Below are 22,184 nucleotides of genomic sequence, written 5' to 3'. Positions count from 1 at the left end.
TTTAGCTATCTGGTTTGGGATTTGTTATAGACGTGGCAAGCATATTAGAGTTTTATGCGTCAGCTCTCATTTGCAGCGCACAGACGGGCAAAAGATGCCCTGGCGAGCGGAGAGACGCGGTGGTTCGGCCGCGGCGACCATTAAATTAAGTCATGCATATTCAGGGAGATAAAAATAAATTCGGCTTATTTATGAATTTAAGACAATAAACCTCTTGTGCATTCACCAGTTTTATGAGTAAATGCAAGTCGGCCTGTAATCCAGACCTATTTATGTTCGAGTTTAGAGTTAAGCAGTTCCTCCAAAAACGTTATCATCCGATTCCGCTTCAAAGACGAACCTTCTAAGTACCTCCCATAAGTAATGTTTCTGAAACGGCCCCAATTGCCTCTTATGGCAGGTTTTGTAAATATATTTAAAGGTAAATGTAATGTCTAAGAAGACTGGTCAGGTTAAGTGGTTCAACGAAAGCAAAGGTTTTGGTTTCATTGAGCAGAACGACGGCGGCAAAGATGTATTCGTACACTTCTCCGCAATCATGACCGACGGTTTCAAGACCCTGGCTGAAGGCCAGCGCGTCGAGTACACCATCCAGGACAGCCCGCGCGGGCCGGCTGCCGCCAACGTAGTTGCTCTGTAAGAATACAGGGAACGCGTATAAGAGATCTTAATACAACCATGGTGATGCGTCAGCGCTGAGTCATGCGGAAGATATTAAGTTCAACAAGCCCGCCTTAGTGCGGGTTTTTTATTTTTTGCTCACGAGAGGTTTGTTACGAAAAACTTTAGGATGGGCTGGTAGCGTCCAGACAATATAAAAAATGACGTTGTCAAGGATGCTCAAGTAAAAGGATATAAGTTATGTTTAAAAATACTGTGTTAAAAATGGGCCGCGTGAAATGGTTTAATCAGGCCGAAGGCTATGGTTTTATTTCACCGGTAGATGGCAGCGACGAAATCTATGTCAATCGCAACGCTATCGCCAACACCAAAAATAAGTCGTTGAACGAAGGTCAGAACGTCGAGTTCTCGATCTATCGCAGCTCACATGGGCTGTCCGCGGCAGACGTTATCGCGTTCTGATCGCATCCACCTTCCTCGCCAGTGCCGGTGTCGCCACCCGCATGCACTGGCGAAGATAAATCCCTCGATATCCACTATTATCAGGCCATTGCCTACTTGCCACGGATATCAGGATGACCACCCCGATAATTTCCCTTACCGCCGCTCGCGCGCTGCACCTTGCCGCCCAGGGGCTGCTTTCTCCGCTTAAACGCCAGGCTCGGCCCGACGACGTCGTGAACGCGATCCAGCGCATGGGGCTGTTACAAATCGATACCATTAGCGTCGTCGCCCGCAGCCCGTATCTGGTGCTGTTCAGCCGTTTGGGGGCCTATCAACCGGAATGGCTGGAGCAGGCGCTCGCCGGCCGCAAGCTGTTCGAGTATTGGGCGCACGAAGCCTGTTTCCTGCCGATCGAGGATTTTGGTCTGCTGCGGCATCGCATGCTGGCGCCGCATGATATGGGCTGGAAATATTCCGCCGACTGGGTGCAGCAGCACCAGGCGGCGATGGACAACCTGCTGCGGCACATCGAACAACAGGGGCCGGTGCGCTCCGCCGATTTCAGCGCCGAGAAGAAAGGCAACAGCGGATGGTGGGACTGGAAACCGGAGAAACGGCATCTGGAGATCCTGTTTACCGCCGGCAAGCTGATGGTGGCCGAGCGTCGCAACTTCCACCGGGTTTACGATCTGACCGAAAGGCTGCTGCCGGCCTGGGACGATGCGCGTCATGCGCTGCCTGCGGAGCGGGCGCGCCGGCAAATGTTGCATCGCACCTGCCGCTATCTGGGCATTTTCCGCGCCGAATGGTTGGCGGATTACTATCGGCTGAAACGCGTGGCGCCAAAAACTTTGCTGGCAGAGCTGCAGGATCAGGGGGAGATTTCGCCGGTGCGGGTAGAGGGGCTGGAAGGGCAGTTCTATGTGCATGGCTCACTGACGGAACTGCTGCCGCTGGCGGAACAGGGCAAGCTGAAATCGACGGTCACCAGCCTGCTGTCGCCGTTTGATCCGGTGGTTTGGGATCGTCGCCGGGCGCTCGAGCTGTTCAACTTTGACTATCGGCTGGAGTGCTATACGCCGAAAGAAAAACGCCGCTATGGCTACTTCACCTTGCCGGTGCTGCATCGGGGTGAACTGGTGGGGCGCATTGACGCCAAGGCGCACCGCCGCCAGGGGGTGTTCGAGATCATCAGCTTTCATGCGGAGCCGCGGGTGCGCTTCGGCAAACGGCGGGCTCAGGATATTCGGCAGGCCATCGCGCGTATGGCCAAATGGCACGGCGCGCAACGCGTCGCGCTGGGCGACATTCCGGCGGCGTTGGCCGCTGAATGGGGTGCCGGCTGGGAAGTGGGATAACGAGCGACGCCGTCGGTGGGGTAAAACGAAGTTCAGCGCCGCTCGTTACAAAGGGGCTCAGTGGCTGAAGTTAGCGAACAGAGCGATGATTTTATGCAGACGTTTGATCACGTATCACGGCCTTTTTGTGATTTGTATCACAAAATTCTACGCCGGGATGCGCCGCAGTTCAAGCTGTTGCGCCGGCGCGCTGAGGAAATATCGGTGGGTTGGCGCCGCCGGTGATTAACCTGAGGCCGGGCGTTATGCTATCCTCACTGCCTTTCCCAGATGACCAATCCCCTAGCGGAGGATGCATGGACCACCGTTTACTCGAAATCGTTGCCTGCCCGGTATGCAACGGCAAACTCTATTTCAATAAAGAAAACCAGGAACTGGTGTGCAAAGCGGACGGGTTGGCTTACCCGCTGCGCGACGGCATTCCGGTGCTGTTGGAAAATGAAGCGCGTGCGCTGCCGCTGGATGAGAAGCACGCATGAGTTTTATCGCTATTATTCCCGCCCGCTACGCCTCAACCCGTTTGCCGGGCAAACCGCTGGCCGATATTCACGGCAAGCCGATGGTGGTGCACGTGATGGAGCGCGCCCGCGAGTCCGGCGCCAGCCGCGTCATCGTGGCGACCGATCACCCTGAAGTTGCCAAAGCGGTGGAAGCCGCCGGCGGCGAAGTGTGCATGACCAGCCCGGATCACCATTCCGGCACCGAGCGTCTGGCGGAAGTGATCGCGCACTACGGCTTTGCCGACGATCAGATCATCGTTAACGTGCAGGGCGACGAACCGCTGATCCCGCCGGTGATCGTGCGTCAGGTGGCTGAGAATCTGGCGGGCAGCCAGGCCGGCATGGCGACGCTGGCGGTGCCGATCGAGAGCGCCGAAGAGGCTTTCAACCCCAACGCGGTGAAGGTCGTGATGGATGCGCAGGGCTACGCGCTCTATTTTTCACGCGCCACCATTCCGTGGGATCGCGAGCGTTTCGCCGCGTCGAAAGAGAGCATCGGCGACAGCCTGCTGCGTCATATCGGCATCTACGCCTATCGCGCCGGCTTCGTGCGCCGCTACGTCAGCTGGGCGCCGAGCCAACTGGAGCAGATCGAGCTGTTGGAACAGCTGCGGGTGCTGTGGTACGGTGAAAAAATCCACGTGGCGGTCGCGAAAGCGATCCCGAGCGTGGGAGTCGATACGCCGGAAGATCTCCAGCGCGTGCGCGACAGCATTCAACCTTGAGCCTGAGTTCGTCGGCGCGGCGCGCAACGCGCCGACGATGTAATACCCTCCATTATTGATCCCCGTTTTGTTGATCTGCGTTGAAGAATTTTTCCGCTCACCGTTCGATGATGTTACGCATCCCCCCTATTGGCCTGAGGTGAATGCCTTATGGAGCAGTTACGCGCCGAACTGAGCATTGTGCTGGGTGAGTCCATCAGCCGGCTGGAGCGGGTGAGCGAGCAGCCTTATGCGCATATGTATTCGCTGTACGATCGGCAGGGCAACGCGATTCCGCTGATGGCGAAAAGCTTTATCTGTCAGGGTATCGCCCAGCAGGAGGCGTACAAGCTGTCAATGCTGGCGCGCGACGGGGATATTCGCCTGCCTACGGTGTACGGCGTGGTGTGTACCCACCAGGCGCCGTACAAGGAAATCCTGCTGATCGAGCGCCTGCGCGGCGTGTCGGCTGAAGCGCCGACGCGTTCGCCGGATCGCTGGAATATGCTGATGGAGCAGATCGTTGACGGGATATTGGCCTGGCACCGCATCGACAGCCACGGCAGCGTCGGCAGCGTTGACAGCACGCAGGAGAACGACTGGTTTTGCTGGTATCAACAGCGGGTCGAAGTGCTGTGGGCGACGGTGGTCAATCTCACCACCCCGCAGCTGACCATGGCGGATCGCCGTTTGCTGTACCGCACGCGCGAAGCGCTGACCCATTTTTTCGTCGGCTTCGACGATCCTTGCGTTCTGGTGCACGGCAACCTGTCGCTGCGCAGCATGCTGAAAGATCCCAAAAGCGATCAACTGCTGGCGATGCTCAATCCCGGCGTGGTGCTGTGGGCGCCACGCGAATACGATCTTTTCCGCCTGTGCGAGGCGGGTATGCCCAGCCAACTGCTGTTCAGCTATCTGCGGCGCGCGCCGGTCGCCGACGCTTTTCTGGCGCGGCGCTGGCTGTACGTGGTGTGGGAAGCGGTGGGGCGTTTGATCCATACCGGCAAGCTGGAGCGGCGGCCGTTCGACTATGCGTCGCAACAGCTGCTGCCCTGGCTGGCCGGTTGAACGGGCCTTACTCGGCGCCGGCGCGGTCCGCGCCTTTCAGCCATTGCCACAGGCTGCCCAGCGTTTCATACCAGGCGCGCTCGGTATGGCCGAGGAACATTGACGACGGCGTGGCGCGATCCCAGATATTCAGCGGCGAGTCGATCGCCAACTGGTTGGCCGGCGCCGGGATCGGGTGCAGGCCCTTGGCCTTGAAGAAACGCATGGCGCGCGGCAGATGGTTGGCGGAGGTGACCAGAATGAAGGGTTGCTCGCCGACCAACTTGGCGACCTGAGCGGCCTCTTGCTCGGTATCGCGCGGTTCCCCCAGGATCACCATATCACTGCGCGGCACGCCCAGGCTTTCGGCCACCAGCGCCGCAGTGGCGGCGTTGCTTTGCATGCGTCCGGCGGACGCGCCGGTAAACACCATCCTGGCACCGGGATGCGCAAGATAAAGCCGCACGCCTTCCGTCACGCGCGGCAGACTGTTGCCGAGCAGGTTCGAGCTGGGCGCCCAATCGGGATTGTAGGTATAGCCCCCGCCCAATACCACGATGTAGCTGACCGGATCGTTGCCGCGATAAGTCTGGTATTCGGCTTCGATCGGCCGCAGCAGCCGGTCGGCCACCGGTTGCAGGCTGAAAAGCAGTAAAAACAGCCAGCTCAGCGTGAAAATCGTCTTACCGCTTTTTTGCCAGCGGGTGAACCACAGCAGCAGCAGCGCCAGCCCCATCAGCAGCATCAACAGCGGCAGCGGCATCAGCATGGCGCCAAAGAACTTTTTCAGGTTGAACAGCATCGAAAATCAGATCCTTTTGGGTGAAAAAGCGGCATCCAGGCATAAACGGGCCGCAAGAAGATACATTCTAAGCCAGTCTGTGCCAAAATAGCAGGTTTGAATGGGCGTGCGCTTTGCCGCCGACAAGAATGAGATCAGCGGAGCCGTTGTCCATGCAGGATCGCAATTTTGACGATATTGCTGAAAAATTTGCGCGTAATATTTACGGCACCACGAAAGGAAAAATCCGCCAGGCGGTGGTTTGGCAGGATCTGACCGGGCTGCTGGCGCAGTTGCCGCAGCGGCCGCTGCGCATCCTCGACGCCGGGGGCGGTGAAGGCCATATGGCCTGCCAGTTGGCAGAATTAGGACATCAGGTGTTGTTGTGCGATCTTTCTGGTGAGATGATCCAGCGCGCCGCGCAGCTGGCGGAGCAGAAAGGTGTGAGCCAGAACATGCAATTCGTACAAAGTTCTGCGCAGGATATCGCTCAACATTTGGAACAGCCGGTTGATCTGATATTGTTTCATGCAGTGCTTGAATGGATCGCCGAGCCCGAAGCGGCGCTGCGGGCGTTGTATGACTGCCTGACGCCGGGCGGCGCGCTGTCGCTGATGTTTTTCAACGCCAACGGCCTCTTGATGCGCAACGTGGTGTTGGGTAATTTCCAACTGGTGGATCCCGAGGTCAGGCGGCGCCGCAAGCGTTCGCTGTCGCCGCAATATCCGCACGATCCGCTATTGGTCTACGGTTGGCTGGAACAGCTGGGCATGCGCATCAGCGGCAAAACCGGGGTGCGGGTGTTCCACGACTATCTGCAGAGCAGACAGCTGCAAACACAAAAATTTGAAGAGTTACTGGCGCTTGAACAGCACTATTGCCGGCAGGAGCCGTACGTGAGTTTGGGGCGCTATATTCACGTCATGGCGCATAAACCAAACCTGAAGGACGAACTATGAGTGAATTTTCCCAGACAGTACCCGAACTGGTCGCCTGGGCACGGAAAAATGATTTCTCTATTTCGCTCCCTACTGAGCGTCTCGCATTTTTGCTCGCCATCGCCACCCTGAACGGCGAACGGCTGGACGGCGAGATGAGCGAAGGTGAGCTGGTTGATGCATTTCGCCATGTCAGCAAGGGTTTTGAACAGACGCATGAAACGGTGGCGATGCGCGCCAACAATGCGATCAACGACATGGTGCGCCAGCGCCTGTTGAACCGCTTTACCAGCGAACTGGCGGACGGTAACGCGATTTACCGCCTCACGCCGCTGGGCATCGGCATTACCGATTACTATATTCGCCAACGCGAATTCTCCACGCTGCGTCTGTCGATGCAGCTGTCGATCGTGGCGCAGGAGCTCAAGCGCGCCGCCGACGCCGCCGACGAGGGCGGCGACGATTTCCATTGGCACCGCAACGTGTTCGCGCCGTTGAAATATTCGGTGGCGGAAATCTTCGACAGCATCGACATGACCCAACGCGTGATGGACGAGCAGCAGCAGAGCGTGAAAAACGACATCGCGGCGCTGCTGAGCAAAGACTGGCGGGCGGCGATCTCCAGCTGCGAGATGCTGCTGTCGGAAACCTCGGGCACCCTGCGCGAGCTGCAGGATACGCTGGATGCGGCGGGCGACAAGCTGCAGGCCAACCTGCTGCGTATCCAGGACGCCACCCTCGGCAACGTGGAGCTGGGCTTCGTCGACAAGCTGGTGTTCGATCTGCAAAGCAAGCTGGATCGCATCATCAGCTGGGGCCAGCAGGCGATTGACCTGTGGATCGGCTACGATCGCCACGTGCATAAATTTATCCGTACCGCTATCGATATGGATAAAAACCGCGTGTTCGCCCAACGCCTGCGCCAGTCGGTGCAAACCTATTTCGACCACCCGTGGGCGCTGACCCATGCCAATGCCGATCGTCTGCTGGACATGCGCGACGAAGAACTGGCGCTGCGCAGCGAGGAAGTGACGGGGGAACTGCCGCCGGATCTGGAGTTCGAAGAGTTTAGCGAAATTCGCGAACAGCTGGCGGCAATGATCGAAGAGGCGCTGAAGGTGTATCAGGAACAGCAGATGCCGCTCAACCTTGCAGCGGTGATGCGCGATTATCTGGCGCAATATCCGCGTGCGCGTCATTTCGACGTGGCACGTTTAGTGGTCGACCAGGCAGTGCGCCTCGGTGTGGCTGAAGCAGATTTCTCAGGGTTGCCGGCGGAATGGCAGGCAATCAATGATTACGGAGCCAAGGTCCAGGCCCATGTCATCGACAAATATTGAACAAGTAATGCCAGTCAAGCTGGCCAAGGCACTGTCCAACTCGCTGTTCCCGGCGCTGGACAGCCAACTGCGCGCGGGTCGTCACATCGGTATCGATGAGCTGGACAACCATGCCTTTTTAATGGATTTCCAGGATGAGCTGGAAGAATTTTACACCCGTTACAGCGTCGAGCTGATTCGGGCGCCGGAAGGTTTCTTCTATTTGCGCCCGCGCTCCACCACGCTGATCCCGCGCTCGGTGCTGTCCGAGCTGGATATGATGGTGGGTAAGATCTTGTGCTACCTGTACCTCAGCCCCGAGCGCCTGGCGCACGAAGGCATTTTCAGCCATCAGGAGCTGTACGACGAGTTGCTGAGCCTGGCCGATGAGAACAAGCTGCTGAAGTTCGTTAATCAGCGCTCCACCGGTTCGGATCTCGATCGGCAGAAGCTGCACGAAAAGGTGCGCACCTCGCTGAACCGCCTGCGCCGCCTTGGCATGGTCTACTTCATGGGCAATGACAGCAGCAAGTTCCGCATTACCGAGGCGGTGTTCCGCTTCGGCGCCGACGTGCGCAGCGGCGACGATCCGCGTGAAGCGCAGCTGCGCATGATTCGCGACGGCGAGGCGATGCCGGTTGAAACCAGCCTGTCGCTGAACGATGAGAATGAGGCTGAGGATCAGCAGGTTGATAACGCTCCTGACGGTGCAGAGGATGAACAGGAATGATTGAACGCGGTAAATTTCGCTCGCTGACGCTGGTTAACTGGAACGGCTTCTTTGCCCGCACCTTTGATCTGGATGAGCTGGTGACCACGCTGTCTGGCGGTAACGGGGCAGGGAAATCCACCACCATGGCGGCTTTCGTCACCGCACTGATCCCCGATCTGACGCTGCTGCACTTCCGTAACACCACCGAAGCGGGCGCCACCAGCGGTTCGCGCGATAAAGGCCTGCACGGCAAGCTGCGCGCCGGCGTGTGCTACTCCACCCTCGACGTCGTCAACTCGCGCCACCAGCGCGTGGTGGTCGGCGTGCGTCTGCAGCAGGTAGCGGGGCGCGATCGCAAGGTCGACATCAAACCATTCACCATTCAGGGCCTGCCGACCGCGGTGCAGCCGACCGAGCTGCTGACCCAGACCGTGGGTGAGCGCCAGGCGCGCGTGCTGTCGTTGCAGGAACTGAAGGATCGCGTGGAAGAGATGGAGGGCGTGCAGTTCAAGCAGTTCAACTCCATCACCGATTACCACTCGCTGATGTTCGATCTGGGCGTGATCCCGAAACGCCTGCGTTCGTCCGCCGATCGCAGCAAATTCTACCGTCTGATTGAAGCGTCGCTGTACGGCGGTATTTCCAGCGCTATCACTCGCTCGCTGCGCGATTACCTGCTGCCGGAAAACAGCGGCGTGCGCAAGGCGTTCCAGGATATGGAAGCGGCGCTGCGCGAAAACCGCATGACGCTGGAAGCGATCCGCGTCACCCAGTCGGATCGCGATCTGTTCAAGCATTTGATCTCCGAGGCTACCTCCTATGTGGCGGCGGACTATATGCGTCACGCCAACGAACGCCGCATCCATCTGGACGGCGCGCTGGCGCTGCGCAGCGATCTGTTGGGCAGCCGCAAGCAACTGGCCGCCGAACAGTATCGCCATGTGGAAATGGCGCGCGAGCTGAGCGAACAGAGCGGTGCCGAATCCGATCTGGAAACCGATTACCAGGCCGCCAGCGACCACCTGAATCTGGTGCAGACGGCGATGCGTCAGCAGGAGAAGATCGAACGCTATGAAGCCGATCTGGAAGAGCTGACCTACCGTCTGGAAGAGCAGAACGAAGTGGTGGCCGAGGCGAGCGAGCAACAGGCCGAAAATGAAGCGCGCGCCGAAGCGGCCGAGCTGGAAGTGGATGAGCTGAAGAGCCAGCTGGCCGACTACCAGCAGGCGCTCGACGTGCAGCAGACCCGCGCCATTCAGTATCAGCAGGCGCTGCAGGCGCTGGAGCGCGCACGCGCGCTGTGCCAACTGCCGGATCTGACCGCCGATAACGCCGAACAGTGGCTGGATACCTTCCAGGCCCGCGAGCAGGAGGCGACCGAAGCGCTGCTGATGCTGGAACAGAAGCTGAGCGTGGCCGACGCCGCGCACGGCCAGTTCGAACAGGCCTATCAGCTGGTGGGTAAAATCGCTGGCCAGGTCAGCCGCAGCGAAGCCTGGCAGTGCGCGCGCGAATTGCTGCGCGACTGGCCTTCGCAGCAGCACCTCGCCGAGCGCGTTCAGCCGCTGCGCCTGCGCCTGAGCGAACTGGAACAGCGCCTGCGCTCGCAGCAGGACGCCGAGCGCCTGCTGCAAGAGTTTTGCAAACGCCATGGCCAAGAGTACCAGCCGGACGATCTCGACATGCTGCAGCAGGAGCTGGAAGAGCGCCTGGAAGCGCTGTCGCAGAACGTCAGCGAAGCCGGCGAACGCCGCATGGAGATGCGCCAGGAGCTGGAGCAGATCCAGCAGCGCATCCGTGAGCTGACGGCGCGCGCGCCGGTGTGGCTGGCGGCGCAGGACGCTCTGAGCCAGCTCAGCGATCAGAGCGGAGAGCCGCTGGAAAACAGCCAGCAGGTGACCGAATACATGCAGCAGCTGCTGGAGCGCGAGCGTGAAACCACCGTCGAGCGCGACGAAGTGGCGACCCGCAAACGTGAAGTGGAAGCGCAGATCGAACGTCTCAGCCAGCCGGGCGGCGCGGAAGATCAACGCCTGGTCACGCTGGCCGAACGTTTCGGCGGCGTGTTGCTGTCGGAAATCTACGATGACGTCACCATCGACGACGCGCCTTACTTCTCGGCGCTGTACGGCCCTTCGCGCCACGCCATCGTGGTGCCGGATCTGTCGCTGGTGCGCGAGATGCTGGAAGGGCTGGAAGATTGCCCGGAAGATCTCTACCTGATCGAAGGGGATCCGCAGTCGTTCGATGACAGCGTATTCGCCGTCGAAGAGCAGGAAAAAGCGGTGGTGGTGAAAATCGCCGATCGCCAGTGGCGTTATTCCCGCTACCCGGAAGTGCCGTTGTTCGGCCGCGCGGCGCGCGAAAACCGCCTGGAAGTGCTGCATGCCGAGCGTGAAACGCTGGCGGAGCGCTATGCCACGCTGTCGTTCGACGTGCAGAAAACCCAGCGCTCGCACCAGGCTTTCAGTCGCTTTATCGGCACCCATCTGGCGGTGGCGTTCGACGCTGACCCGGAAGCGGAGATCCGCGGCCTGAACGCCCGCCGTGGCGAAATCGAACGCGCGCTGAACAATCACGAAGCGCAGAACCAGCAGCAGCGTCAGCAGTACGATCAGGCCAAAGAGGGCATTTCCGCGCTCAACCGCCTGATGCCGCTGGTGTCGTTGCTGAACGATGAAACGTTGCAGGACCGCGTCGACGAGATGCGCGAAGAGCTGGAAGAAGCGCAGGACGCCGCGCGTCATATTCAGCAGCACGGCGTGTCGCTGGCCAAGCTGGAGCCGCTGCTGTCGGTGCTGCAGAGCGATCCGCAGCAGCATGAACAGCTGCAGCAGGATTACGCGCAGGCGCAAAGCGTGCAGCGTCAGGCTAAACAGCAGGCGTTCGCGCTCACTGAAGTGGTGCAGCGTCGCGCGCACTTCAGCTACACCGACTCTGCCGGCATGCAGAACGCCAACAACGATCTGAACGACAAGCTGCGCCAGCGTCTGGAGCAGGCGGAAGCCGAACGCGCCCGCGCCCGTGAGCAACTGCGCCAGTATCAAACCCAGTTCACCCAGTACAGTCAGGTGCTGGCTTCGCTGAAAAGCTCGTACGACGCCAAGCGCGACATGCTGAAAGAGCTGAGCCAGGAGCTGGTGGACATCGGCGTGCAGGCCGACGCCAATGCCGAAGCGCGCGCCCGCGCGCGTCGCGACGAACTGCATGCGGCGCTGAGCAACAACCGCGCTCGCCGCAATCAGTTGGAGAAACAGCTGACCTTCTGCGAAGCCGAAATGGACGGCCTGCAGAAGAAACTGCGCAAGCTGGAACGCGATTATCATCAGCTGCGCGAGCAGGTGGTGACCGCCAAGGCGGGCTGGTGCGCGGTGATGCGCCTGGTGAAAGACAACGGCGTGGAACGCCGCCTGCACCGCCGCGAGCTGGCGTATATGGATGGCGACGAGCTGCGCTCGATGTCGGATAAGGCGCTCGGCGCGCTGCGTCTGGCGGTGGCGGATAACGAACACCTGCGCGACGTGCTGCGCCTGTCGGAAGATCCGAAGCGGCCGGAGCGTAAGATTCAGTTCTATATCGCGGTGTACCAGCACCTGCGCGAGCGCATCCGTCAGGACATCATCCGCACCGACGATCCGGTCGAAGCCATCGAACAGATGGAAATCGAGCTGGGCCGTCTGACCGAAGAGCTGACCGCGCGCGAGCAGAAGCTGGCGATCAGTTCGAAAAGCGTGGCCAACATCATTCGGAAAACCATTCAGCGCGAACAGAACCGCATTCGCATGCTGAACCAGGGGCTGCAGGCCGTTTCCTTCGGCCAGGTGAAGAGCGTGCGGCTGAACGTCAATGTGCGCGAAGCGCACGCCACTCTGTTGGACGTGCTCTCCGAGCAGCAGGAACAGCATCAGGATCTGTTCAACAGCAACCGCCTGACCTTCTCCGAAGCGTTGGCCAAACTGTATCAGCGCCTGAATCCGCAGATCGACATGGGGCAGCGCACGCCACAGACCATCGGCGAGGAGTTGCTGGACTACCGCAACTACCTGGAGATGGAAGTGGAGGTATACCGTGGCTCCGACGGCTGGCTGCGTGCGGAAAGCGGCGCGTTGTCTACCGGTGAAGCCATCGGTACCGGGATGTCAATCCTGGTGATGGTGGTGCAGAGCTGGGAAGAAGAGTCCCGTCGCCTGCGCGGCAAAGACATCTCGCCGTGCCGCCTGCTGTTCCTCGATGAAGCGGCGCGTCTGGATGCCAAGTCGATCGCTACGCTGTTCGAACTGTGCGACCGTCTGGAGATGCAGCTGATTATCGCAGCACCGGAAAACATCAGCCCGGAGAAGGGCACCACCTATAAACTGGTGCGTAAGGTGTTCCAGAACCACGAGCATGTGCACGTGGTGGGGCTGCGCGGTTTCGCCGGCGAGCCGCCGGCGCTGGGTGCTGCGCCGGTTGAAACGCCGTAACGCAGAAAAACGCCCTAAAAATCCGAAAATAGCCGCCGCAGGGTGGCTATTTTTTTGTGCGCGTGGATGATAGTCCTGCTTTTTTATCCGTTGAAAAGCGGTTAGTTTAATCACATAAACAGTTATTCGGCGCCCGCAGGGCGAAACGGCCTTTCTGTTTGTATACTGAAACTATATGCAGTTTTTGACGTTTTTTTTGTGAGCATACAGGGGGCAAGGGATGTTGCTTAAAAAGGGAAACTCTCTACGACGTTTGGCGCTGAGTGGCGCTATCGCCTGTAGTCTTGTGTCGTTGTTTTCCGCATCGGCCACCGTCCCGGCGTTGCCGGTGGCATCAGCAGGCATGTCCGTTGCGCAGAGCCGTTCTGAACTGCTGGCCGCGTTGCCGCGCGGCATGGATTTGCACTACCTGTCCACGCTGGCGCCGCTGTATGCGGCGAATCACATGCAGCCGATGTGGCAGGATCGCGAAGCCGTTCAGCAGTTTCAACAGCAACTGGCCGAGCTGGCGATGTCCGGCGTGCAGCCGCAGTTCACCCAATGGGTGAAGATGTTGACCGATCCGGCGCTCAGTGAAGCGGGCCGCGATGCGGTGCTGTCCGATGCGATGCTGGGCTATTTGCAGTTCGTCTCCGCCATCGGTGCCAACGGCAACAACTGGCTGTACAGCAATATTCCCTACAAGCTTGGCTTGCCGCCCACCGCGGTGATCAACCAATGGCAGCTGGCGGTGCGCCAGGTGCGTACTCTGAGCTACGTGAATTCGCTCGCGCCGCAGCATCCGCAATACGCCAAGATGCATCAGGCGCTGCGCGACATGCTGGCGGACAATCGTCCCTGGCCGCAGGTGGGCAGCGGCCCGAGCCTGCGTCCAGGCCAAATGAGCAATGATATTCCGGCGCTGCGTGAGATCCTGACGCGCACCGGTATGCTCGCCGCCGCGGCGCCGGAAGCGGAGCCGGAACCGGCGGTGGTTTCGGCGAAGATCAATGAGCCCGACGACGGCGGGCTGACGGTAGACGAAGAGAAAAGCCGCGTGACGGTCAGCCCATCGGCAGCGCCGGTGACGGAGCTGACCGCGGAACAGACGCCGCCGCAGATTGGCAGCGTGGTGAGCGATAATCTCTATACCGACGAACTGGTGGAGGGCGTCAAGCGCTTCCAGAAATGGCAAGGGCTGACGGCGGATGGCGTGATCGGCGTGCGCACCCGCGAGTGGCTCAACGTGTCACCGAAAACCCGCGCCGCGCTGCTGGCGCTGAATATCCAGCGCCTGCGGATCCTGCCGGGGCATGTCGGCACCGGCATCATGGTGAACATTCCCAACTATTCGCTGACCTACTACCAGAACGGCAATGAGGTGCTGTCTTCCCGCGTTATCGTCGGGCGGCCGAGCCGCAAGACGCCGCTGATGAGCAGCGCGTTGAACAACGTGGTGGTCAACCCGCCGTGGAACGTGCCGACTACCTTGGTGCGTGAGGACATCGTGCCGAAGGCGATGCGTGACGGTAACTACTTCCAGAAACACGGCTATACCGTGCTGTCGGGCTGGAGCAACGATGCGGAAGTGATCAACCCGGCGATGATCGACTGGAGCATGGTCTCTGCGCGCAACTTCCCGTATCGCGTGCGTCAGGCGCCGGGCGCCACCAACTCGCTGGGGCGCTTCAAGTTCAATATGCCGAGCTCGGACGCTATCTACCTGCACGATACCCCGAACCACAGCCTGTTCCAGAAAGACATCCGCGCGCTCAGCTCCGGCTGCGTGCGGGTGAACAAGGCTTCCGATTTGGCGAATATGCTGCTGCAGGACGCCGGCTGGAACAACAGCCGCGTGTCTTCCACGCTGAAAGAAGGGAATACCACTTATGTGAATATTCGCCAGCGTATTCCCGTAAAACTGTATTATCTGACCGCCTGGGTTTCGGATGACGGCCAACCGCAATTCCGTACAGATATTTACAATTATGATAATACGGTGCGATCGGGCGCACAAATTTTGGCTCAGGCCAAAAAATTAATGCAGTAAATGCAGTAATTATAAATAAATAACGGTCAGAATGTTTGGCTATACCGCAGGCCCTCGTAGCCGGGGGCCTGTAAACCTAGGCGTATCGCGGGTTGACTCAGCATACGCAGGCGGTTATGGTTCGGACAGTGCGCTGCTTTGTGCATTTATTTTGACATTCTTGCCGGGTTTAACAGAGTCATGGACAAAATTGATCATCACCGCCGTAAATGGCTGGCGCTAGGTGGCGCCGCTATGGGCATAGCGCTGCTTCCAGGGCAAGCGTTTGCCAGTATTTCCACCGCTCGACCGCGTATTTTAGTGTTGAATAACCTGAATACCGGTGAATCTATTAAAGCCGAGTTCTTTGACGGCAAAGGTTACAATAAAGAAGAGTTGGTGCGGCTAAATCATCTGTTCCGCGATTATCGCGCCAACAAGGTTAAATCGATCGATCCCCGCTTGTTTGATCACCTCTATCGTCTGCAGGGGCTGCTGGGCACCAGCAAGCCGGTGCAGCTGATCTCCGGATACCGTTCCGTAGACACCAACAACGAACTGCGTGCGCATAGCCGCGGCGTGGCTAAGCACAGCTACCACACCAAAGGCCAGGCGATGGATTTCCACATCGAAGGTATCCAATTGAGCAATATCCGCAAAGCGGCGTTAAAAATGCGCGCCGGTGGTGTAGGATATTACCCACGTAGCAACTTCGTACACATCGATACCGGCCCGGTTCGGACCTGGTAATCGCTGTGCCGTCAGTGAATAACGCCGCCCCTTGCGGAAGCGGCGTTATTGTCGTTGGAGCCTTATGAAATACCATCTTATTCCCGTTACCGCCTTTAGCCAGAACTGCAGTCTGATTTGGTGTGAAAACACGCAGCAGGCGGCGTTGGTCGATCCCGGCGGTGAAGCGGAAAAAATCAAAGCGGAAGTCGCGCGTCAGGGGGTGACGGTCACCCAGATTTTGCTGACGCACGGCCATTTGGATCATGTCGGCGCGGCGGCGGAGCTGGCGGACCATTATCAGGTGCCAATCTATGGCCCGGATAAAGAAGACGCGTTTTGGCTGGACGGTTTGCCGGCGCAGAGCCGGATGTTTGGGCTGGAAGAGTGCGCGCCGCTGACGCCGACCCGCTGGCTGTCGGAAGGCGATGAGATGCAGGTGGGCGAGATGACGCTCAAGGTGTTGCATTGCCCTGGGCACACGCCGGGCCACATCGTCTTTATCAATGAGCAGGCGCGTTTGGCGCTGGTGGGCGACGTGCTGTTTAACGGCGGCGTGGGGCGCAGCGACTTCCCGCGCGGTGACCATCAGGCGCTGATCGCCTCTATTCGCACCAAACTGCTGCCGTTGGGCGACGACATGCGCTTTATTCCCGGCCACGGCCCGATGTCGACCTTCGGCCACGAGCGCCAGACCAACCCGTTCCTGCGCGAAGAGCCGGCGGTGTGGTAACGATTATTTCCCGGTAGAAATAATCAAGGGCGCATAGAGCGCCCTTTTTTACGATTTATGACCTGCGTCGATGCCTTTAGAGCACGGCGACGATGGCTTCACACAGCGGCGCCATGTTGTCCGGCGTCATGCCGGCCACGTTTACCCGGCCCGAGTTCACGGCGTAGACGCCGAACTCTTCGCGCAGACGCAGCACCTGTTCTTTGGTCAGGCCGCTGAACGAGAACATGCCGTTCTGCTGGATGATGAAGCTGAAGTCCTGCTGCGCGCCTTTCTCCTGCAGGGTGTTCACGAACAGCTGACGCATGCGGTGAATACGCTGGCGCATGTCGGTCAGCTCCTGCTCCCACATCGCGCGCAGCGCATCGTTGCCCAGAATGGTGGCGACAACCGCCGCGCCGTGTGACGGCGGGTTGGAGTAGTTGGCGCGAATGGCCGCTTTCACCTGGCTGAAGGCGCGATCGGCGGTTTCGGCATCGGCAGCCACAATGGTGCAAGCGCCGACGCGCTCATTGTACAGGCCGAAGTTTTTCGAGTAGGAGCTGGCGACGATCAGCTCTTGATGTTTGGCGGCGAAAATACGCAGGCCCTGCGCATCTTCTTCCAGACCGTTGGCGAAGCCCTGGTAGGCGAAATCGAACAGCGGCAGCCAGCCATTGGCGACGGAAAGCTCAGCCAGCTGTGCCCACTGTTCCGCCGTTGGATCGATACCTGTCGGGTTATGGCAGCAGCCGTGGAACAGCACCACATCACCGGCCTGTGCCTGTTTCAGGCTGTTCAGCAGGCCGTCAAAGTCCAACGCGTGGTTGGCGGCGTCGTAGTAGGCGTACTCCAGCACTTCCAGGCCTACGGCGCTAAAGACGTTCTTGTGGTTTGGCCAGCTTGGGTTGCTGATCCAGATGCGCTTGGCGCTGGTCTGGTTGGCGATAAAGTCTGCCGCCACGCGCAGGCCGCCGGTGCCGCCGGGCGTCTGTGCGGTACGCGCGCGCCGCGCGGTAACGATCGGGCTCTCTTTGCCGAACAGCAGCTCTTGCGTGCAGCTGGCGAACGCCGGGATGCCTTCAATGCCGAGATAGTTTTTGGTGGTCTCGTTTTCCAGCAGATACTGTTCAGCTTTTTTTACGCTGGTCAGCACCGGCGTTTTGCCGGTTTCGTCTTTATAAACGCCAATCCCTAAATTGATTTTATTCGGGCGGGCGTCGGCGCGGAAAATGTCGGTCAGGCCCAGGATCGGGTCGGCGGGTGCGGCGGTGATTTTTTCAAACATGTCAGGTGCTTCCAAATCTCGGAGTTAAGCAGACAGAAGCATCAGGGTAGCGCCAGTTATCGGCTTTGCCAACCGTTTGCGATAAAAACACCGCGATCTTGTGAACGGGAAGGATTCGACAGAAAAAATGATGGGGAAGGGGAAATCTGCAGGATAAAACGTTACCGGGAGAAACAAATAAAAACAGGGCCGAAGCCCTGTTTTTTAACTTAGCCGACGGTAAACCGCCGTTAAGCGAGACAACTTAGAACTGGTACACCAGACCAACGGCTACGATATCGTCGGTAGCGGTGCCGGTTGCTTTGGTGAACTCGTTGTCATCCAGCAGGTTGATTTTGTAATCAACGTAGGTGGACATGTTTTTGTTGAAGTAGTAAGTGGTACCAACAGAAACATATTTAACCAGATCGGCATCGCCGCCGGCGAAGCTTGAACCGTGAGCGGTACGGCCAGCCAGGTTTTTGCCTTTAGACTGCAGGTAAGATACTTCTGGACGCAGACCGAAGTCGAATTGGTACTGTGCGGTCACTTCAAAGTTCTGAGTTTTGTTCGCAATGCCGCTATCGAAATCGCCATACGGAGTCATGTTGCGGGTTTCTGCGTACATCGCTGCCAGGTAGACGTTGTTGGCGTCGTATTTCGCGCCCACGGTCCAAGCGTCAGCCTTGTCGCCGCCAGCGGTTGACTGACGGGTCTAGGCATCTGTGCGGTCAGAGGACGCGTATGCAGCACCGAAGCTTACGCCTTCGCCGATGTCATACGTTGAAGACAGGCCCCAACCGTCGCCGTTTTGTTTCTTCAGCGCGCGGCCATCGTTTTCGTTCTTGCCCTGGTACTGAACGGCGAAGTTCAGACCGTCAACCAGACCGAAGAAGTTGTTGTTACGATAGGTCGCAACGCCGTTGGTACGGCCGGTCATGAAGTTGTCGGAGTAGGTGTAGGTATCGCCACCGAACTCTGGCAGCATATCGGTCCAGCCTTCCACGTCGTACAGTACGCCGTAGTTACGGCCGTAGTCGAAGGAGCCGTAGTCAGCGAATTTCAGACCGGCGAAGCCCAGACGGGTTTTGGTGCCTTCGGTGCCCTGAGATTCGGCGTGGTTGGACTGAACGTTGTATTCCCACTGGCCGTAACCGGTCAGTTGGTCAGTAATCTGGGTTTCACCTTTGAAGCCGAAACGAACATAGGTCTGATCGCCGTCATTGCCTTTGTCGTCGGAGAAGTAGTGCAGACCGTCAACTTTGCCGTACAGATCCAGCTTGTTGCCGTCTTTGTTGTAGATTTCAGCTGCGTTTGCTGCACCAGCAGCCAACAGAGCCGGGATAACCACTGCAAGAATGTTGCGCTTCATCATTATTACCCTCATTGGTGTTATTCGGACACCTTTGCCACTGCCGCCAATAATTCTTTGGGAACTATTGTTGATAGATTGGTGTCGTCCTGTGTCTGAACGCAGTGTTCCATTCACAGGCGGGTTAATCTAGGACGAAAATGATACCAATGTCCCAATCAGGTTGCAAAAGGAAAGTATGTGTAACTAAATGTAATTTTTCGGGAACTTTGTGATGTGCGTCAATATTAAAAAATGCGAAAGGCCAGCGAGGCTGGCCTTTGTTTTGTAACGAAATCGTTTAAAAAACGTTTGATCGTATGAATTAGAAGCTTGCGTTACGTGGTGTGCGTGGGAACGGAATCACATCGCGCACGTTTTGCACGCCGGTGACATAGGCGATTAAACGTTCAAAACCCAGGCCGAAACCGGAATGCGGCACGGTGCCGTAGCGGCGCAGATCGCGATACCACCAGTAGTCTTCTTTATTCAGGCCCATCTCTTCCAGACGTTGATCGAGCATGTCGAGGCGTTCTTCACGCTGCGAACCGCCGATGATTTCACCGATGCCCGGCGCCAGCACGTCCATGGCCGCGACGGTTTTACCGTCTTCGTTCATGCGCATATAGAACGCTTTGATGTCTTTCGGGTAGTTCTTCACCACCACCGGCGCCTGGAAGTGTTTCTCCGCCAGATAACGTTCATGTTCGGAAGAGAGATCGATGCCCCAGGAAACCGGGTTTTCGAAGGTTTGGCCAGAGGCCAGCAGGATCTCAATGGCGTCGGTGTAGTCCACCTGGGCGAAATCGGAAGAGACGAAGCGCTCCAGACGAGAGATTGCGTCTTTATCCACGCGCTCGGCGAAGAATTTCAGATCGTCTGCACGTTCATCCAGCACCGCCTGGAACACATACTTCAGCATGCTTTCGGCCAGGCCGGCGACATCGTCCAGCGTCGCGAAGGCCACTTCCGGCTCGATCATCCAGAACTCCGCCAGGTGGCGGCTGGTGTTGGAGTTTTCGGCACGGAAGGTTGGGCCGAAGGTGTATACCTTGGACAGCGCACAGGCGTAGGTTTCGCCGTTCAGCTGGCCGGAAACGGTGAGGAAGGCTTCCTTACCGAAGAAGTCCTGGCTGAAATCGACGGCGCCCTTGTCGGTGCGCGGCAGGTTTTCCAGATCCAGCGTGGACACGCGGAACATCTCGCCGGCGCCTTCGGTGTCGGAGGCGGTGATCAGCGGGGTGGACACCCAGAAATAACCATTTTCATGGAAGAAGCGGTGGATCGCCTGCGCCAGGGTATGACGCACGCGCGCCACGGCGCCGATCAGATTGGTGCGCGGGCGCAGGTGGGCCACTTCGCGCAGGTATTCGATGCTGTGGCGTTTGGCCGCCATTGGGTAAGTATCCGGATCGTCGACCCAGCCGACCACGTTGATCGCGGTGGCCTGCAGCTCGAAGCTCTGGCCTTCGCCCGGTGAGGCGACGACCTTGCCGGTAACTTCAACTGAGCAACCGGTGGTCAGGTGCAGCACTTCATCCTGATAATTCGGCAGAGAATTATTAACGACGGCCTGTAACGGATCAAAGCAGGAACCGTCATAGACGGCCAGGAAGGAGATACCAGCTTTTGAATCTCTCCGGGTACGTACCCAGCCGCGTACGGTGACTTCACTGTCAACCGCAGCACGACCTTGCAGTACGTCGACTACAGGCACTACGCTCATAGATTTCTCTCTTTAATAATTTGGTTTAGAAATAGCTTACAACCCAAGAATATGGGGGTAATGGCTATGTTACTTGCCGCGGTGCAGAGCACAAGCAGAAATCATCGGATTGGCGCAACATTTATCGTGGCTGGCTGAAAAGAGGGCGGTCGGGATAAAAACAAAAAAGCCGGCGCCTGAACCGGGCCGGCTTTCTCTCTATATATAGAAGGCTCAGCTGGCTTTCTTCACCAGCGGCAGATCGAAGGCCTTGCGCAGAGCCCTGACGAACGCCTGATCCTGGCAAATGGTTTTGCCGGGGCTGTCGGAGAGCTTGGCCACCGGCTTGCCTTTGCACTCGACCAGCTTGATCACGATATTCAGCGGTTTGACGCCGGGAATATCGCAGGTCAGGCGCGTGCCGATGCCGAAGCCGAGATTGATGCGCTGGTAGAAATGGCGATAGAGCGCCAGCGCTTTTTCCAGATCCAGGTTGTCCGAGAACACCAGCGTTTTGCTCATCGGATCGATGCCCAGCTTTTGATAATGGGCAATGGCCTTTTCACCCCACTCGACGGGATCGCCAGAATCGTGGCGCAGCCCCTGATAACGTTCGGCGAACTGCGGGCCGAAGTCGCGCAGGAAGGCATCCATGGTGATACAGTCGGTGAGCGCGATGCCAAGCTGATCCGGGTATTCATCCAACCAGGCTTGCAAGGCGGCGCGCTGGCTGTTGGCCAGCACCGGGCTTATTTGCTGATGCGCCTGGAACCACTCATGTGCCTGAGTGCCGACCGGCGCCAGGCCGAGCTGATGCGCCAGATCGTAATTGCTGGTGCCCGACAGGTACGGGAATTCGGCCTGCAAGGTGCTGACGATGGCCTGTTGCACGCCCTGAGAGAAACGGCGACGGGTGCCGAAGTCCATCAGCTTGAAGCGCGAAAGATCCAGATCGCCCGCCAGCGTCTTGAACTGAGCCAGCTTGGTTTGCAGATGCGCCACCGCCTGTTCCGGCGTCGCCAGCGGAGAGCGCCGACGGTGCACCACTTCGCTGATCACCGCCAGCAACGGCACTTCCCACATGATCACTTCACGCCAGGGGCCGGCGATGCGGATTTGCAGCTTGCCGTCGCGGTTGTCTATGGTGACCTGCTGCGGATCGTAGCGGAACGTTCGCAGCCAGCTCAGGTAATCCTGACGGAAGAAGGGCAGGCCCGAAAGATAAGCGAATTCGGCATCGGTCAGCGCCAGCCGGCTCATCAACGCCACCTGCGCGCGGATCTCGTCGGCATATTCGCCCAGCAGTTCGTCGCCGCGGCAGCGGAATTCCGCCGCCACGCTGATCGCGGGATAGCGATGGAACACTGCTTGCTGCATATGAAGCTTATAAGCATCGGTATCAAGCAGTGATGTCAAAATCGGGGAAGCGTATTGAGTCATAGCGCGTTACAGCATCCTCGTCAGGCGCGTGTCCAAATCCGGATAATCATAAAAGTGGGGGTGGAGTATACCCGGATTATCCTGT

Annotated in this window: 17 protein-coding genes and 1 pseudogene; 13 read left to right on the top strand and 5 right to left on the bottom strand. The window is 58.5% G+C overall.

Going from position 1 to position 22,184, the window contains the following annotated elements; genetic code table 11:
• Positions 1-430: 430 nt before the first annotated feature.
• The 6 genes from ACF8MC_RS16785 (at position 431) to ACF8MC_RS16760 (ending at position 4,695) form a co-directional block, all read left to right on the top strand.
• Complete coding sequence (locus tag ACF8MC_RS16785) at positions 431-640, top strand: cold shock domain-containing protein (protein ID WP_019454537.1); 210 nt, start codon at positions 431-433, stop codon at positions 638-640.
• 221 nt (positions 641-861) lie between these two features.
• Positions 862-1,083, top strand: a complete 222-nt coding sequence (locus ACF8MC_RS16780; protein ID WP_004928241.1) for a cold-shock protein — start codon at positions 862-864, stop codon at positions 1,081-1,083.
• A gap of 113 nt (positions 1,084-1,196) precedes the next feature.
• A complete protein-coding gene (locus tag ACF8MC_RS16775) occupies positions 1,197-2,423 on the top strand; it encodes a winged helix-turn-helix domain-containing protein (protein ID WP_033646612.1) in 1,227 nt (408 codons plus the stop codon).
• Positions 2,424-2,719: 296 nt separating this feature from the next.
• Positions 2,720-2,902 (top strand): Trm112 family protein, encoded by a 183-nt coding sequence (locus ACF8MC_RS16770; RefSeq protein WP_164104758.1) that lies wholly within the window; start codon positions 2,720-2,722, stop codon positions 2,900-2,902.
• Positions 2,899-3,648, top strand: coding sequence for a 3-deoxy-manno-octulosonate cytidylyltransferase (kdsB, locus tag ACF8MC_RS16765; RefSeq protein WP_004928235.1), 750 nt, complete (start codon positions 2,899-2,901; stop codon positions 3,646-3,648). Before ACF8MC_RS16770 ends, kdsB begins: the two co-directional genes overlap by 4 nt.
• Before the next feature lie 150 nt (positions 3,649-3,798).
• Entirely contained in the window at positions 3,799-4,695 is an 897-nt protein-coding gene (locus tag ACF8MC_RS16760; RefSeq protein WP_033654240.1) for a YcbJ family phosphotransferase, read from the top strand.
• 7 nt (positions 4,696-4,702) lie between these two features.
• On the opposite strand, the gene elyC is transcribed toward ACF8MC_RS16760, so the two are convergent.
• Complete coding sequence (gene elyC / locus ACF8MC_RS16755; protein ID WP_033646606.1) at positions 4,703-5,476, bottom strand: envelope biogenesis factor ElyC; 774 nt, start codon at positions 5,474-5,476, stop codon at positions 4,703-4,705.
• Between the two features lie 152 nt (positions 5,477-5,628).
• On the opposite strand from elyC, the gene cmoM reads away from it, so the two are divergent.
• The 7 genes from cmoM to ACF8MC_RS16720 all read left to right on the top strand — a co-directional run bounded on the left by cmoM (position 5,629) and on the right by ACF8MC_RS16720 (position 16,357).
• Positions 5,629-6,414: a tRNA uridine 5-oxyacetic acid(34) methyltransferase CmoM gene (gene cmoM, locus ACF8MC_RS16750; protein ID WP_033646604.1), complete on the top strand. Its 786-nt coding sequence runs from the start codon at positions 5,629-5,631 to the stop codon at positions 6,412-6,414.
• Positions 6,411-7,733 carry a chromosome partition protein MukF gene (gene mukF / locus ACF8MC_RS16745; protein WP_004928228.1) on the top strand — a complete coding sequence of 441 codons (1,323 nt, stop codon included), beginning with the start codon at positions 6,411-6,413 and terminating at the stop codon, positions 7,731-7,733. The genes cmoM and mukF overlap by 4 nt, the downstream gene beginning before the upstream one ends.
• Positions 7,714-8,442, top strand: coding sequence for a chromosome partition protein MukE (gene mukE / locus ACF8MC_RS16740; protein ID WP_033637863.1), 729 nt, complete (start codon positions 7,714-7,716; stop codon positions 8,440-8,442). The genes mukF and mukE overlap by 20 nt, the downstream gene beginning before the upstream one ends.
• Positions 8,439-12,887 carry a chromosome partition protein MukB gene (mukB, locus tag ACF8MC_RS16735; RefSeq protein WP_164104759.1) on the top strand — a complete coding sequence of 1,483 codons (4,449 nt, stop codon included), beginning with the start codon at positions 8,439-8,441 and terminating at the stop codon, positions 12,885-12,887. Before mukE ends, mukB begins: the two co-directional genes overlap by 4 nt.
• A gap of 220 nt (positions 12,888-13,107) precedes the next feature.
• Positions 13,108-14,916: a L,D-transpeptidase gene (ldtD, locus tag ACF8MC_RS16730; RefSeq protein ID WP_164104760.1), complete on the top strand. Its 1,809-nt coding sequence runs from the start codon at positions 13,108-13,110 to the stop codon at positions 14,914-14,916.
• Positions 14,917-15,096: 180 nt separating this feature from the next.
• Positions 15,097-15,645, top strand: coding sequence for a YcbK family protein (locus ACF8MC_RS16725; RefSeq protein ID WP_033637866.1), 549 nt, complete (start codon positions 15,097-15,099; stop codon positions 15,643-15,645).
• A gap of 64 nt (positions 15,646-15,709) precedes the next feature.
• Complete coding sequence (locus ACF8MC_RS16720; protein WP_033646596.1) at positions 15,710-16,357, top strand: MBL fold metallo-hydrolase; 648 nt, start codon at positions 15,710-15,712, stop codon at positions 16,355-16,357.
• Positions 16,358-16,433: 76 nt separating this feature from the next.
• Here the strand turns inward: ACF8MC_RS16720 and ACF8MC_RS16715 are convergent, their stop codons facing one another.
• The 4 genes and pseudogenes from ACF8MC_RS16715 to pncB all read right to left on the bottom strand — a co-directional run bounded on the left by ACF8MC_RS16715 (position 16,434) and on the right by pncB (position 22,099).
• On the bottom strand, positions 16,434-17,624 hold the full coding sequence (locus ACF8MC_RS16715; protein ID WP_033637868.1) for an amino acid aminotransferase: 1,191 nt from the start codon (positions 17,622-17,624) through the stop codon (positions 16,434-16,436).
• Between the two features lie 244 nt (positions 17,625-17,868).
• A pseudogene (gene ompC, locus ACF8MC_RS16710) lies at positions 17,869-18,978 on the bottom strand (porin OmpC).
• 301 nt (positions 18,979-19,279) lie between these two features.
• A complete protein-coding gene (gene asnS / locus ACF8MC_RS16705; protein WP_033637870.1) occupies positions 19,280-20,680 on the bottom strand; it encodes an asparagine--tRNA ligase in 1,401 nt (466 codons plus the stop codon).
• A 213-nt stretch (positions 20,681-20,893) separates the two neighbouring features.
• Positions 20,894-22,099, bottom strand: a complete 1,206-nt coding sequence (gene pncB / locus ACF8MC_RS16700; protein WP_033637871.1) for a nicotinate phosphoribosyltransferase — start codon at positions 22,097-22,099, stop codon at positions 20,894-20,896.
• Positions 22,100-22,184: the final 85 nt, after the last annotated feature.

The sequence above is a fragment of the Serratia sp. LACPHL-BACT-2024-00286 genome (assembly GCF_043109535.1).
Lineage (GTDB): Bacteria > Pseudomonadota > Gammaproteobacteria > Enterobacterales > Enterobacteriaceae > Serratia > Serratia sarumanii.
This window is presented reverse-complemented; position numbering and strand designations above follow the sequence as displayed.